General features: G+C 38.3%; 14 protein-coding genes. 6 read left to right on the forward strand and 8 right to left on the reverse strand.

From position 1 onward, the window contains the following. Positions 1–77: 77 nt before the first annotated feature. From noc to rpmH, 8 genes are all read right to left on the reverse strand, one after another. Positions 78–935, reverse strand: a complete 858-nt coding sequence (noc, locus tag PQ477_RS07565) for a nucleoid occlusion protein (protein WP_274273308.1) — start codon at positions 933–935, stop codon at positions 78–80. Positions 936–1,045: 110 nt separating this feature from the next. Further along, entirely contained in the window at positions 1,046–1,759 is a 714-nt protein-coding gene (gene rsmG, locus PQ477_RS07570) for a 16S rRNA (guanine(527)-N(7))-methyltransferase RsmG (RefSeq protein ID WP_274273309.1), read from the reverse strand. A gap of 10 nt (positions 1,760–1,769) precedes the next feature. Further along, positions 1,770–3,659 (reverse strand): tRNA uridine-5-carboxymethylaminomethyl(34) synthesis enzyme MnmG, encoded by a 1,890-nt coding sequence (gene mnmG, locus PQ477_RS07575; protein ID WP_035396897.1) that lies wholly within the window; start codon positions 3,657–3,659, stop codon positions 1,770–1,772. 131 nt (positions 3,660–3,790) lie between these two features. Further along, the gene (gene mnmE, locus PQ477_RS07580) at positions 3,791–5,161 is read right to left on the reverse strand and encodes a tRNA uridine-5-carboxymethylaminomethyl(34) synthesis GTPase MnmE (protein ID WP_035396899.1); all 1,371 of its coding nucleotides are present in this window, start codon (positions 5,159–5,161) and stop codon (positions 3,791–3,793) included. Positions 5,162–5,289: 128 nt separating this feature from the next. Beyond that, positions 5,290–5,922, reverse strand: a complete 633-nt coding sequence (gene jag, locus PQ477_RS07585; RefSeq protein ID WP_035396902.1) for an RNA-binding cell elongation regulator Jag/EloR — start codon at positions 5,920–5,922, stop codon at positions 5,290–5,292. A 14-nt stretch (positions 5,923–5,936) separates the two neighbouring features. Beyond that, positions 5,937–6,752, reverse strand: a complete 816-nt coding sequence (gene yidC / locus PQ477_RS07590) for a membrane protein insertase YidC (RefSeq protein WP_052008160.1) — start codon at positions 6,750–6,752, stop codon at positions 5,937–5,939. Between the two features lie 42 nt (positions 6,753–6,794). Then, positions 6,795–7,163 carry a ribonuclease P protein component gene (gene rnpA / locus PQ477_RS07595; protein ID WP_274273310.1) on the reverse strand — a complete coding sequence of 123 codons (369 nt, stop codon included), beginning with the start codon at positions 7,161–7,163 and terminating at the stop codon, positions 6,795–6,797. A gap of 66 nt (positions 7,164–7,229) precedes the next feature. Continuing rightward, positions 7,230–7,367 (reverse strand): 50S ribosomal protein L34, encoded by a 138-nt coding sequence (rpmH, locus tag PQ477_RS07600; protein ID WP_035396906.1) that lies wholly within the window; start codon positions 7,365–7,367, stop codon positions 7,230–7,232. 536 nt (positions 7,368–7,903) lie between these two features. Here rpmH and dnaA point away from each other — a divergent pair. The 6 genes from dnaA to gyrB all read left to right on the forward strand — a co-directional run bounded on the left by dnaA (position 7,904) and on the right by gyrB (position 14,306). Further along, a complete protein-coding gene (gene dnaA, locus PQ477_RS07605) occupies positions 7,904–9,253 on the forward strand; it encodes a chromosomal replication initiator protein DnaA (RefSeq protein ID WP_144557338.1) in 1,350 nt (449 codons plus the stop codon). Positions 9,254–9,431: 178 nt separating this feature from the next. Then, a complete protein-coding gene (gene dnaN / locus PQ477_RS07610; protein ID WP_274273311.1) occupies positions 9,432–10,574 on the forward strand; it encodes a DNA polymerase III subunit beta in 1,143 nt (380 codons plus the stop codon). Positions 10,575–10,735: 161 nt separating this feature from the next. Further along, positions 10,736–10,954, forward strand: coding sequence for a S4 domain-containing protein YaaA (gene yaaA, locus PQ477_RS07615; RefSeq protein ID WP_035396907.1), 219 nt, complete (start codon positions 10,736–10,738; stop codon positions 10,952–10,954). Between the two features lie 2 nt (positions 10,955–10,956). Beyond that, positions 10,957–12,075 carry a DNA replication/repair protein RecF gene (recF, locus tag PQ477_RS07620; protein WP_274273312.1) on the forward strand — a complete coding sequence of 373 codons (1,119 nt, stop codon included), beginning with the start codon at positions 10,957–10,959 and terminating at the stop codon, positions 12,073–12,075. Between the two features lie 3 nt (positions 12,076–12,078). Beyond that, positions 12,079–12,357, forward strand: a complete 279-nt coding sequence (remB, locus tag PQ477_RS07625; RefSeq protein WP_051667704.1) for an extracellular matrix regulator RemB — start codon at positions 12,079–12,081, stop codon at positions 12,355–12,357. 26 nt (positions 12,358–12,383) lie between these two features. Beyond that, positions 12,384–14,306 carry a DNA topoisomerase (ATP-hydrolyzing) subunit B gene (gyrB, locus tag PQ477_RS07630; RefSeq protein WP_274273555.1) on the forward strand — a complete coding sequence of 641 codons (1,923 nt, stop codon included), beginning with the start codon at positions 12,384–12,386 and terminating at the stop codon, positions 14,304–14,306. Positions 14,307–14,338: the final 32 nt, after the last annotated feature.

The raw sequence follows: 14,338 nt of genomic DNA on the forward strand, positions 1-14,338 counted from the left end.
AATAGATTACTTTTATTTTAGCATAAATCGACGATAAACCTATTAAAAAAAAGACCTATCTTTATGTAATAGATAGATCACTTTTTAGGTATTCGGATGGTAAATTGGTAAAAATCATCATTATCTTCTTCATCTGTATCGACCTTCAGCCCCGTTTTCATCACCATATCCACAGACTGACGGATCGTATTCATCGCAATCCGCATATCTTTTGGATACGATTTACGGGTTGGTTTTTTCTTTTTCGGTTCATCTTTTTCTTCAAGATCCGGATAAAGGAACTGTTGAACGCGTTCTTCTGTTTGCTTCACGTTTAACTGTTCTGAAATAATTTGTTCTAAAATAACTTCTTGCGCCTCGTGATTACCTTTTAACCCAATAAGTGCTCTAGCATGGCGTTCTGAAATAAAGCGATTTAAAATAGCGTCTTGCACTTTTTTTGGCAAGTTTAATAGTCTTAGCTTGTTTGCAATCGTTGATTGTCCTTTTCCAAGACGTTGCGCAAGACTCTCCTGTGTTAACTGATGAATTTCAATTAACTTCGCATAAGCTGTGGCTTCTTCAATAGCCGTCAGTCCCTCACGCTGTAAGTTTTCAATTAAAGCAATTGAAGCTGTCTGTGAATCATTAAACTCTTTTATAATAGCAGGTATTGTTTCCCAACCTAAAGACGAAACGGCTCTAAACCTCCGCTCACCTGCAATGATTTCATACTTCTCTTCTCTAATACGCACTACAATTGGCTGAATAATTCCATGTGTACGAATGGTTTGTGCTAATTCAGTAATTCGCTCTTCATCAAAAACCGTTCTTGGCTGAAAGCGATTTGGCACAATGTCTTCAACTGGAATTTGCTTCACTTCTTCGTTTTCGATTAAATCACCATCGTCATGTTTATCATTTAAGCCAAATAGGCGTGAAAACGATTGCTTCATCGCCTCAGACACCACCTTTTATTAAATAACCATCATGTATAGTTCGACACCTATAAAAGTCATTCCTTTGTTTAAATGAATTTGTTCCACGTGAAACCTTTACGTAACGTTTAAACAATAGGTTGTTTGTTCGGCATTCCAGGTTTTCTAGGATACTTTTTTGGTGTTGTTTTTATTTTTTTAATCGTAACAATATGACGGTCACTCTGTTCAACTGGTAAAGAAAAGAAATGGTTGCTTTCTATTTGTCCACCCAATGTTGTAATAGCTTTTTCCCCATCATTTAACTCTTGATTAGCGCCTGCTGCTTTTAACGCAATAAATGATCCATCTACTTTAACAAAAGGAAGACAAAGTTCTGCTAAAACAGACATACGCGCAACCGCTCTTGCTGTCACAATATCATAATTTTCTCTATGCATCACATTTTTACCTGCTAATTCAGCACGATCATGGTAAAAAGAGACATTTGTAAGTCCTAATTCGTCTGCTAAAAACGTTAAAAAACCAATTCTTTTATTTAAAGAATCAATAATCGACACGTGTAAATCAGGATAAAGAATTTTTAAAGGCAAACTCGGAAACCCTGCTCCTGCTCCAATATCCAATACAGATTGATTAGTAAAAGGAAAATAAAAACTAGGTGTAAGTGAATCATAAAAATGCTTTAAATAAACGTCATCTTTAGCAACAATTGCTGTTAAATTGATTTTTTCATTCCACTCAACAAGCAGTTCAAAATAACGGTTGAACTGCTCCTCTTGAGTAGATGAAAGCACGATATTTTTTTCAGCAAGTAATTCTGGAAATTTCTCGAAACTCATATAAACAACCTCACGATGATGTTTTGGCAAGACGTCCTTGTTCCAAATAAACAAGTAAAATCGATACGTCTGCAGGATTAACGCCAGATACACGGGAAGCTTGCCCTACAGATAAAGGTCTAACCATTTTTAATTTTTGTCGCGCTTCCGTTGCAAGCCCTTGTATAGCATCATAGTCAAGGTCTTCAGGGATTTGCTTACGCTCCATTTTCTTTAAACGTTCAACTTGCTGCCACTGTTTTTCGATATACCCTTCATACTTCACTTGAATTTCAACTTGTTCGCACACGTCCTCATCAAGCTGTTGATCAGGGTGCGGCACAATGTTCATCAAATCGTTATACGTCAATTCTGGTCGCTTCAATAGCGCTTCTGCTTTAATTGCCTCACTCATAGCGTTTGACCCTAACTGGGTAAGAACTTCATTCACTTGAGATGATGGCTTCACGATTAATCCTTTAATACGCTTAATCTCTTGTTCGACTGCTTCTTTTTTGTGTTTAAACTGAGCATAGCGCTCTTCAGAAATTAAGCCTAGGTCATAGCCTTTTTCCGTTAAGCGTAGGTCTGCATTATCATGGCGTAAAATTAAGCGGAATTCAGCTCTAGACGTAAGTAAGCGGTAAGGCTCATTTGTACCCTTTGTAACTAAATCATCAATCATAACGCCAATATAAGCGTCTGAACGATCTAAAATCAACGGCTCTTGTCCTGCTACTTTTCGTGCTGCATTAATTCCTGCAACCACCCCTTGTCCAGCAGCTTCCTCATAGCCCGATGTGCCATTAATTTGTCCAGCTGTAAAAAGCCCCGGTACTGCCTTTGTTTCCAAAGTCGGCCACAATTGTGTAGGAACAATGGCATCATATTCAATTGCATATCCAGGGCGCATCATTTTCACATGTTCAAGACCAGGAATGGATTTAAGCATAGATAGCTGAACATCCTCTGGTAAACTTGTTGATAAACCTTGCACATATACTTCTGTTGTGTTTCGACCTTCCGGCTCTAGAAAAATTTGGTGTCGTGGCTTATCATTAAAGCGGACAATCTTATCTTCTATAGACGGACAATACCTTGGTCCTGTTCCTTCTATCATACCTGAATACATTGGTGAACGTCCAAGATTTTCATTAATAATTTCATGTGTGTCCGATCCGGTATAGGTTAACCAACATGGAAGTTGATCGGTAATATACTTTGTGGTTTCATAAGAAAAAGCACGAGGCTTATCGTCCCCTGGCTGTATTTCTGTTTTTGTATAATCAATTGTGTTCCCATTTACTCGTGGGGGCGTTCCTGTTTTGAAACGGACAATGTTAAATCCAAGTTCTTTGAGGTGGTCAGACAGCTTAATGGATGGCTGCATATTATTTGGACCTGATTCATAAGATAGCTCACCTAAAATAATTTTACCTTTTAAATAGGTACCTGTTGTAATAACGACAGCTTTCGCACGATATTCAGCACCTGTATTGGTCATAACACCGCGACACTCGCCGTCCTCAATGATTAGTCGATCAACCATTCCTTGACGTACTAATAAATTGTCTTGTTCTTCTAGGGTTTTTTTCATTTCATGTTGATACTGGAATTTATCAGCTTGCGCACGTAAGGCACGAACCGCCGGACCTTTACCAGTATTTAACATTCTCATTTGAATATGGGTTTTGTCGATATTCCGCCCCATTTCACCGCCTAAAGCGTCTACTTCACGAACGACAATCCCTTTTGCAGGACCGCCTACAGACGGATTACACGGCATATACGCAATCGCATCTAAATTTAACGTAAGCATAAGCGTGTTCGAACCCATCCTCGCAGCAGCAAGACCTGCTTCCACTCCTGCATGACCTGCTCCAATGACAATCACATCAAACGAATCAGCTTGATAATTCATATATGCTCGACTAGATCGTTTCTCTAGTCTCCCTTCCTTTCAATAAAAATTTTTGAGTATCTGAAGTACATCAGTTCACTCCTAACGCTCTTGTTACTCAACGAACTCGACATCCACAATTCTTAGAGGAGTTATTTCCCTAAACAAAATTGTGAAAACAACTGGTCAATTAAACTATCTTGCACATCTTCTCCAATAATTTCTCCCAAAAGCTCCCAGGTTCGTGTCACATCAATTTGGATAAGGTCGACTGGGACATCCATCTCTGTAGCCTGTAGCGCGTCCTCTGCACGTCTTCTTGCTTCGTTTAACAACCCTATATGCCTAGCATTTGATACGTAAGTTAGATCTTGACCTTCAATATCTCCAGCGAAAAACAATTGTTTAATTGCCTCTTCTAATTGGTCAACACCCTCATCATGAATTAATGACGTTGTTACAACTGGTCGCCCGTTGGCAAATTGATGCACTTTTTTAATATCAATCGCTTGTTTTTGGTCGGTTTTATTGACAATAATAACGACATCCATATCTTCAACGGCTTCAAAAAGCGCTTCGTCTTCCATCGTTAACGGTTCACTGTTGTTTAATACGAGTAAAATTAGCTCTGCCTCTTTTAAGGCTTTACGTGAACGCTCAACCCCAATTTTTTCAACAATATCTTCTGTTTCGCGAATACCTGCTGTATCAATCAATCGAAGAGGTACACCTCTTACATTAACGTACTCTTCTAATGTGTCTCTTGTTGTTCCCGGAATGTCTGTAACTATCGCTTTTGATTCGTGTACAAGACTATTCATTAAGGAAGACTTCCCTACATTTGGACGTCCGATAATAGCCGTTGCTAATCCTTCACGCAGTACTTTCCCTTGCTTCGCAGTAACGAGAAGATGATCAATTTCTACTAGAACTGGCCTCATCTTTTCGCGAATAATCTGTTGTGTCATCGTTTCTGCGTCATACTCAGGGTAATCAATATTGACTTCTACTGCAGCAACAGTCTCTAAAAGTTGTTGTCTAAGGTGTTGAATCTTTCCTGACAACCTTCCCTCTACTTGTCTCATCGCTACGTTCATTGCCTGATCTGATTTGGAACGAATTAAATCCATCACACCTTCTGCTTGAGAAAGGTCTATTCTCCCATTTAAGAAAGCACGCTTTGTGAATTCTCCCGGCTCAGCCAACCGAGCACCATGTGACAATGCTGCTTGTAACACGCGATTAACAGAAACCAACCCTCCATGACAGTTAATTTCAACGATGTTCTCTCGCGTATACGTTTTTGGTCCATGCATAACAGTGACCATAGCCTCTTCAATGACTTCATTACTCTCGACTAGGTGCCCGTAAGTAATGGTGTGCGTCTTTACATCACTCAATTTTGTTGTTCCTTTAAAGAGCTTGTCACTAATGTCAATTGCTTGATCTCCACTGAGCCGGACAATTCCGATAGCGCCTTCTCCAAGTGCCGTAGATATTGCTGCGATTGTATCCACATTCATCACCCCCGTAAAATACAGCTTCAACTAATAAGAATAGCATACGCCTAGTTGAAAAGCCATTGCTTCAATGTGAACTTTCTCTTCCAGTTTTTATGGCTCCATAAAAATAAGAAGTGCTTCTGCACTTCTTATTTTTTCGGTTCAACAACAACATGTCGCTTTGAACCGTTTCCTTTTGATTCAGTTGTGACAATCTGACTATCCGCTAATGTTGTATGAATGACTTTACGTTCCCGAGCAGACATTGGCTCAAGTACCACTTTTTCCTTTGTTGTATGTGCCTTTTGACTGATTCGAATGGCTAGTTGACGCAAAGTCTCTTCTCGTTTTTCCCTGTAGCCACCGGCATTTAAGCGAATACGAGAGGTATCGCTTGTGTCATGCTTAGCAACAACTAAATTTGTTAAATGCTCTAAAGAATCAAGTGTTTGTCCTTTTTTTCCAATCAACTTTCCTTGGTCATCACTTTCAGATGTCACAAGGTCCAATGCAACATATTTCCCATCACGTTGATGATCTACCGTAACGTTAAGTCCCATTAATTCGGCTGTTTTTAAAAGAAAGGATTCAGCAACGTCTTCGGTCTTAGGTTTTACACGAACTTCAATTACTGCAGGTTTTCCACCAAATAATCCTAAGAAACCTTTTTGCGGTTCTTCAATTACGTTATACATTAATTGATCTTTTTTTACATGAAGTTCATCTAATGCTTTTTGTACAGCTTCATCAACAGTCCGACCTTTTACCGTCTTCGTTGCCATAGGATACCCCTTTCTTATTTCCGTTTTTTCTTGTTTTTCTTCTTCTTATTTGAACTCTTATTTTTTGCGTTTGTTGAATACGTACCCTTTGTCGTGCTTTGATTAACACCAACAGTAGATTCCAACCCTCTTTTTCCTGTATTTGGTCCAGTAATAAAGTAGGTTTGTGCAATCATGAAGATGTTTCCTACTACCCAATACAAAATAACAGCAGCTGGTAAGAAAATCCCGATTACTAAAATCATAAACGGCATAAGATATAATAATATTTTTGCTTGTGGATTATTTTGAACCATCATCATTTTTTGCTGCACGAATGTTAACACAAACGCCAATATCGGTAAAATAAAAAATGGATCTGGATCACTTAATTGAAACCAAGCAAAGGATTCCCCTTGAAAATTCTCAGTACGCATAATCGCATGATAAATAGCAAGAAATATCGGCATTTGAATCAAAATCGGTAAACAACCTGCAAAAGGATTTACTTTATGTGTTGCAAATAATTTCTGCATTTCTTCATTTAATTTTAACCGTGTATTTTGATCCTTTGCGCTATACGTCTCACGTAATTTCTGCATCTCCGGCTGCAACTGCTGCATCGCCTTCATGCTTTTCGTTTGCTTCACCATTAATGGCAGTAAAATGAATCGAAATAAAATGGTTACAATGATAATGGCAAATCCATAGCTATTTACCCAGTTTGCAATGAAGATAATTAATTGTGATAACGGATACACAAAGAAGGAATTCCAAAAACCTGAGCTCTCTGATGTAATAGGCTCGTTAATATTAAAACAGCCAGATAAAAAAAAGAGCATCCCCGTCATGACTACGAGCCAGCTAATTCGTTTCACTTTCTTTTCTTCCTCCTAGCTGTCGATTTTCTTTATTTGTTGAACACGAACAATCATTTTTGATTTTCTAAGTACATGCTCCAAGCTACTTTTAATTTCATGGTACGTCATGTCTTTAACTGGATTTCGGGCAATGACAACATAATCGTAATTATGCTTTAGTTCACCCTGAATTTGAGTAAATACTTCACGTACAAAACGTTTAATCCGATTTCGACAAACGGCATTTCCCACTCTTTTTGAGACAGATAATCCGAGGCGCAGTGAATCTTGTCCTTCTTTCGGCAAGATATAAAGAACAAATTGACGGTTGGCCATTGATGATCCTCTATTAAAGACAGCCGAAAATTCTTCATTTTTTTTAATACGTTGCTCTTTTTTCATTCGTCTCACGACCCTCTTGGCTCAAATAATGTATATAACCTGAAAAAGACCACTGATGTCAGTGGTCTATGCAGACAATACTTTTCTTCCTTTTTGACGACGGCGAGAAAGAACTTTACGTCCATTTTTCGTAGCCATTCTTGCACGGAAGCCGTGATTCTTTTTACGTTTACGGTTATTTGGTTGGAACGTTGGTTTACCCATGTATTCCACCTCCTTCGAGGATTTAGATCTTAAGGCACTCCTAAAAATTATATAGATGTATGCCCGTATGTGTCAAGTCTTTATTCTAAACTTCTTTTAAACCTCTTTTTTCACTTCTTAACAAAGTCTCTCTCTTCCTTTGTGGACATATTTTTATTCACAAACGGTTATCTACACGTTATCGACAAAGATTTACACATATCTTGTATTGTGGACAACACTAAAACACTACATCCTGTATTTTGTGGATAAGTTCATCCTTCCATTGCTACTACAGCTTTTTTTTGCTATGATATAAGAGATTTCTTTCGTGGACAAAGTGAGTACTAAAGAACCTGTCCACAGCCTGTGGGTAAGGTTGTGGACAGGTTCTTTCCATCTGTTTATTTTGTTATCCACAGTTTGTTGAAGTCGTTGCTTTTCTACGTGACATCCTATAATATGAATGTTTCGTCGTATATATTCGTCCGTATATTTATACCACTACTTATACAAAAGTTGTACAGTGTGAGAATGTCGCAGAAGGAGGGGCTTTTTTGGAAAATATTCATGACCTATGGAATAAAGTACTTGAAGAAATGAAACAGAGAGTAAGTAAGCCTAGTTATGAAACTTGGCTAAAATCAACGACAGCAACGGCTTTGCAAAATGACGTTATTACAATAACAGCTCCAAATGAATTTGCTCGCGATTGGCTTGAAGATCATTACTCAAGCTTAGCAGCAGATATTATCGAGCATTTAACTGGTGCAAGACTAAACCCGAAATTTGTCATTCCACAGCACGAACAAGAACAAGTCATTCAAGAACAACCAACTCCTGCCGCGACAGAAGTAAATGTAGCTACCCAAAATGACACAAATCGTTCGATGTTAAATGATAAATACACGTTTAATACCTTTGTTATCGGTTCTGGTAACCGGTTTGCCCATGCTGCTTCACTGGCTGTTGCAGAAGCGCCAGCCCGAGCATACAATCCACTTTTCATTTATGGTGGCGTTGGACTAGGCAAAACACATTTAATGCATGCCATCGGTCATTATGTAATGGAACATAATCCAAACGCTAAGGTTGTTTACCTCTCTTCAGAAAAGTTTACAAATGAATTTATTAATGCGATTCGTGACAACAAAGCGGTTCATTTCCGCAACAAATATCGCAATGTCGATGTCTTATTAATAGATGATATTCAATTTATTGCTGGGAAAATTCAAACTCAAGAAGAGTTTTTTCATACATTTAACGCTCTACATGAAGAGTCAAAGCAAATTGTGATCTCGAGTGATCGTCCTCCTAAGGAGATTCCTACATTAGAAGATCGTCTTCGTTCAAGATTTGAATGGGGCTTAATAACAGACATAACGCCACCTGATCTTGAGACGCGTATTGCCATTTTAAGAAAAAAAGCAAAAGCAGAAAACCTTGATATTCCAAATGAAGTGATGCTTTACATTGCGAATCAAATTGACACGAATATACGTGAGCTAGAAGGGGCTTTAATTCGTGTTGTCGCGTATTCTTCTCTTATCAATCAAGACATGAATGCCGATTTAGCTGCTGAAGCTTTAAAAGATATTATTCCAAATGCACTACCAAAAACGCTGAGCATCTCAGATATTCAAAAACTTGTCGGTGACCATTATCAAGTTAAATTAGAAGATTTCAAAGCGAAGAAGCGAACAAAATCTGTTGCTTTTCCTAGACAGATTGCAATGTATCTCTCAAGAGAAATGACAGATGCCTCCTTACCTAAAATCGGTAGTGAATTTGGTGGCCGTGACCATACAACGGTCATTCATGCTCACGAAAAAATTTCAAAATTACTTGTTACCGATCAAGATTTACAACAAAAAATACAAATGATTACCGAGCAGCTTCGCCAATAGGCTGTGAATGATGTGTATAATTGGAACAAGCCTATCCACAATTTACCCACATGTGAATAGGCTATCTCTTTACGCATTTTTTTAGTTATCCACAAACCCACAAGCCCTATTACTATTACTACGACTTTTATAATAAAAAAAGAATACTATATATGTTTATGAAAAGGAGTATCAAAGTATGCATGTCCTAATTGATCGCAACCGAATGGTTCATGATGTTCAACACGTATCGAAAGCTGTTTCTCCGAGAACAACGATTCCTATTCTTACTGGAATAAAAATTGTCGCAACAAAAAATGGTTTAACGTTAACAGGAAGTGATTCTGATTTATCGATTGAAGCATTTATTCCAACCGTTGAAAATGAGAAAGAACTTGTTGAAGTCCAGGAAGAAGGAAGTATTGTATTACAGTCAAAATACTTTTCTGAAATAGTGAAAAAATTACCTGGCGATACAATTGATATTACGGTTCATGATCAATTTGCTGCTACGATTCGTTCTGGATCTTCTGTCTTTACGTTAAATGGATTAGACCCTGATGAATATCCACGACTTCCGCAGTTGAAAGAGGATTTGATTTTTTCTATGCCTCAAGACATGCTTCGCAATGTTATTCGTCAGACTGTCTTTGCAGTGTCCACTCAGGAAACACGCCCAGTGTTGACAGGTGTAAACATTGAGACCGAAGAAGGTGGGTTAATCTGTACTGCAACAGATAGTCATCGCTTGGCAATGAGACGTACAAAAATCGATGCTGAAAATGAAGACCTGCATTTTCAAAATGTGGTTATTCCGGGAAAAAGCTTGCAAGAATTGAGCAAGATTGTAGAAGATACATCAGATGCCGTTAATATTGTTGTGACGGAGAACCAAATTTTATTCAAACTTGGGCACGTGTTATTTTTCTCAAGATTGCTAGAAGGAAAGTATCCAGTTACATCAAGTATGATTCCAAATCAATCAAGAACAAGCTTTGTGCTGAAAACGAAGCCGTTGCTTCAGACATTAGAACGAGCACTTCTTTTATCTAGAGAAGCAAAAAACAATGTCATAAACATGAAAACCTTGGGAGAAGGCGAAATTGAAATTTCATCTACTTCACAAGAGGTAGGGAAAGTGACCGAACAAATGGAAGTTGAACGGTACGAAGGTGAAGAATTAAGAATCTCTTTTAACGGTAAGAACATTATCGATGCTTTAAAAGTCATTGATAGTGAAGAGATTCATTTGATGTTCACAGGAGCGATGAGTCCGTTTGTTATCCGTCCAATTGATTCTGATCGGTACTTACACCTTTTTTCACCAGTACGGACTTATTAAAAGCTTGTGTGAAAAAAGGTTGGCTAGAGACGATTCGTTTAGTACAATAGAGAAAGAGATTTTTTAGAGCGAACAATACGATACAGCTAACAAATTAGAGACAGCATCCATTTGACGTATGCTGTCTTCCCTTCGTCTAGCAGATGGTGAGGTGTACGATCTTGGAACAAATTGAGATTGAATCAGAATACATTACACTCGGTCAATTACTAAAAGAAGCTGGAGTGATTGATACTGGTGGAATGGCAAAGTGGTATTTAAGCGAATATATCGTCTACGTAAATGGTGAAGAAGAAAATCGCCGAGGTAAGAAGTTACGACCTGATGATCAAATTGATTTAGTAGATGGACGAACCTTTGTAATCGTTACGAAGGTGTAAGAATGCTAATAAGAAAAATTCAACTAACGTCCTACCGTAATTATGAGAGAGCTGCATTGTCTTTCGGTGATAAAGTAAATGTGTTTATTGGAGAAAATGCACAAGGTAAAACCAATTTACTAGAAGCGATTTATGTCATCTCTCTTGCGAAATCCCATCGATCGAATAAAGACAAAGAATTGATACGATTCGATGATGAATTTTCCCGAATCCATATTGAAGCTGAAAATCGAACTGGCCAAGTCGAGCTAGATTTAATTATCTCGCAGAAAGGAAAGCGCGGGAAGATAAATGGGCTAGAGCAAAAACGCTTAAGTGATTATGTTGGAACGATTAATGTTGTCATGTTTGCACCGGAAGATTTAGAACTTGTTAAGGGAAGCCCACAAACAAGAAGGCGTTTTATTGATATGGAGTTAGGGCAAATTAGTCCGGTTTATCTCTATGAATTGTCTCATTACGGCAAAATTATGAAACAACGTAATGTCTTACTTAAAACGATGCAGGTGAAACGTTCGACGGATTTTACGATGCTTGATATTTTAACTGAACAAATGATAGAGCGAGCGGCTTTTATTATGAAAAAGCGTGGGGAATTTACGAAACAGCTAGAAAAATGGGCTGTTCCGATTCACGATTCTATTAGCAGAGGAAAAGAAGTGTTAAGACTTCAATATATCCCTTCTTTAGAGGTATCAGAAGAGGGAAATCTGTCGAAAATAAAAATAGATATGCAAAAAAAATACGAAGCGAAAAAAGCAGAAGAAGTAAGAAGAGGAACGACGTTATTTGGGCCGCATCGAGATGATTTAGCTTTTACCATTAACGACTTAGATGTTCAAAAGTTCGGTTCTCAAGGGCAGCAGCGAACGACAGCATTATCTCTTAAATTGGCAGAAATTGATTTAATTCATGATGAAGTCGGTGAATATCCTGTTCTATTACTAGATGACGTGCTATCAGAACTAGATGATTATAGACAATCTCATTTACTAGAAACGATTCAGAATCGCGTACAAACGTTTGTAACAACGACGTCCATTAGCGGACTACATGAAAGTGTTCGTCAAGAAGCGTGCATTTTTACTGTGAACCAAGGTGAAATCAAACGAATGGAGTAAACGATGTATATTCATGTAGGTGGAGATATTATTTTACCAATCAACCGGATTGTTGGTATTTTTCCATATGTTGAAGAGGCGTTACCGAAAGACACACTCGCTTTTCTTGAAAATCAAACGATACAAAAAACGTGTATCGGCAATGTAACAGACGCGATCAAAAGCGTCATTGTAACAAATCATCATGTGTATTACTCTCCGGTTTCCACACAAACCCTCTATAAGCGCTCAACCGAAAATGTGCTAGATCGTTTATTTGAGGAAGAAGAAACCAATGGATAGGACCCCTAACGAGAAGGTGAAAAATGTTGGAAAATGATCAAAATCAAACGTATGATGAAAGCCAAATACAAGTACTTGAAGGGTTAGAGGCAGTAAGAAAACGACCTGGTATGTACATCGGATCGACAAGCCAAAGAGGGTTACACCATTTAGTCTGGGAAATTGTCGACAATAGTATCGATGAAGCAATGGCCGGTTATTGTGACACCATTACATTAACCATTGAAAAAGATAATTCTATTACGGTGGAAGATAATGGTCGTGGTATACCTGTTGGGATTCAAGAAAAAATGGGTCGTCCAGCAGTTGAAGTTATTATGACTGTTCTTCACGCTGGTGGAAAATTCGGTGGAGGCGGCTATAAAGTCTCTGGTGGTCTACACGGTGTAGGGGCATCTGTTGTAAATGCCTTATCGACTTATTTAGAAGTGAATGTCCATTTGGACGGGAAAATCCATAAGCAATCCTATTCAAGAGGTGTGCCTCAAGAGGATTTAAACATTATTGGTGAAACCGAAAAAACAGGGACCGTTATTACGTTTAAGCCAGACGGTGACATTTTTAAAGAGACATTAGAATTTGATTATGACACATTAGCGAGTCGTGTAAGGGAGCTTGCCTTTTTAAATAAAGGGCTTACCATTCGCATTGCTGATAAAAGAACGGAAGAGGGAAAAGAAGCTACGTATTATTACGAAGGTGGAATTTCTTCGTTCGTTATGCATTTGAATCGTACGAAAGAGGCACTTCATGCTGAACCTATCCATGTTGAAGGTGAAAAAGAAGGATTAACAGTAGAAGTAGCTGTTCAATATAACGATGGCTATACAAGCAGTATTTATTCATTTGCAAATAACATTAACACCCACGAAGGTGGCACACATGAATCAGGCTTTAAAACTGGTTTAACACGTGTTATTAACGATTATGCAAGAAAGAACAGCCTGTTTAAAGAGAATGATCCGAATCTTAGTGGTGAAGATGTTCGCGAAGGATTAACGGCTATTATTTCTGTTAAAATTCCAGAGCCTCAATTCGAAGGGCAAACGAAAACAAAGCTAGGGAACAGTGAAGCAAGAACAATTACAGACTCTCTTTTCTCTGAAAGTTTCTCACGTTTTATGGCAGAAAACCCTACGGTTGCGCGCAAAATCGTAGATAAAGGCTTGATGGCTTCTAGAGCTAGAGAGGCTGCAAAAAAAGCACGTGAATTAACGCGCCGAAAAAGTGCGTTAGAAGTGAGTTCACTACCAGGTAAACTAACAGATTGTTCTTCTAAAGATGCAACCATCAGCGAATTATTTATCGTAGAAGGTGACTCGGCAGGTGGGTCTGCTAAAGGTGGACGAGATCCACATATCCAAGCGATTTTGCCTCTTAGAGGGAAAATCTTAAACGTAGAAAAAGCGCGTTTGGATAAAATTCTAGCAAATAATGAAATTCGGATGATCATAACAGCAATTGGCACGGGTATTGGCGAAGAATTCGATATCGAAAAAGCTCGCTACCATAAAATTGTGATTATGACAGATGCGGACGTAGATGGTGCCCACATTCGGACGCTTATTCTTACATTCTTCTATCGCTATATGCGTGAGTTAATTGAAAGTGGCTTTGTGTACATTGCGCAACCGCCATTATATAAAGTGGAACAAGGAAAAAATAATGTAACGTATGTTTATTCAGATCGAGAATTAGATGCACATCTCTCAACCATTGAAGATCGAACGAAGGTGGGAATTCAGCGTTATAAAGGACTAGGGGAAATGGATGCTACTCAATTGTGGGAAACCACAATGGACCCAGACACAAGAAATATGCTTCAAGTAACTCTAGCAGATGCTATTAAAGCAGATGAAATTTTTGAAGTGTTAATGGGAGATCGAGTAGAGCCACGACGCGATTTCATTCAAGAGAACGCACAGTATGTAAAGAACTTGGATATTTAAGAGGAGGACTAAGGATGTAACTTAGTCTGTTG

Source organism: Shouchella hunanensis (genome assembly GCF_028735875.1).
GTDB classification, from domain to species: Bacteria; Bacillota; Bacilli; order Bacillales; family Bacillaceae_D; genus Shouchella; species Shouchella hunanensis.

Bases quoted from the DNA above. Each gene is read 5' to 3' on its own strand.
- noc (WP_274273308.1), bottom strand. From the start codon at position 935: ATGAAGCAATCGTTTTCACGCCTATTTGGCTTAAATGATAAACATGAC.
- rsmG (WP_274273309.1), bottom strand. From the start codon at position 1,759: ATGAGTTTCGAGAAATTTCCAGAATTACTTGCTGAAAAAAATATCGTG.
- mnmG (WP_035396897.1), bottom strand. From the start codon at position 3,659: ATGAATTATCAAGCTGATTCGTTTGATGTGATTGTCATTGGAGCAGGT.
- mnmE (WP_035396899.1), bottom strand. From the start codon at position 5,161: ATGAATGTGGATACAATCGCAGCAATATCTACGGCACTTGGAGAAGGC.
- jag (WP_035396902.1), bottom strand. From the start codon at position 5,922: ATGGCAACGAAGACGGTAAAAGGTCGGACTGTTGATGAAGCTGTACAA.
- yidC (WP_052008160.1), bottom strand. From the start codon at position 6,752: ATGACGGGGATGCTCTTTTTTTTATCTGGCTGTTTTAATATTAACGAG.
- rnpA (WP_274273310.1), bottom strand. From the start codon at position 7,163: ATGAAAAAAGAGCAACGTATTAAAAAAAATGAAGAATTTTCGGCTGTC.
- rpmH (WP_035396906.1), bottom strand. From the start codon at position 7,367: ATGGGTAAACCAACGTTCCAACCAAATAACCGTAAACGTAAAAAGAAT.
- dnaN (WP_274273311.1), top strand. From the start codon at position 9,432: ATGCATGTCCTAATTGATCGCAACCGAATGGTTCATGATGTTCAACAC.
- recF (WP_274273312.1), top strand. From the start codon at position 10,957: ATGCTAATAAGAAAAATTCAACTAACGTCCTACCGTAATTATGAGAGA.
- remB (WP_051667704.1), top strand. From the start codon at position 12,079: ATGTATATTCATGTAGGTGGAGATATTATTTTACCAATCAACCGGATT.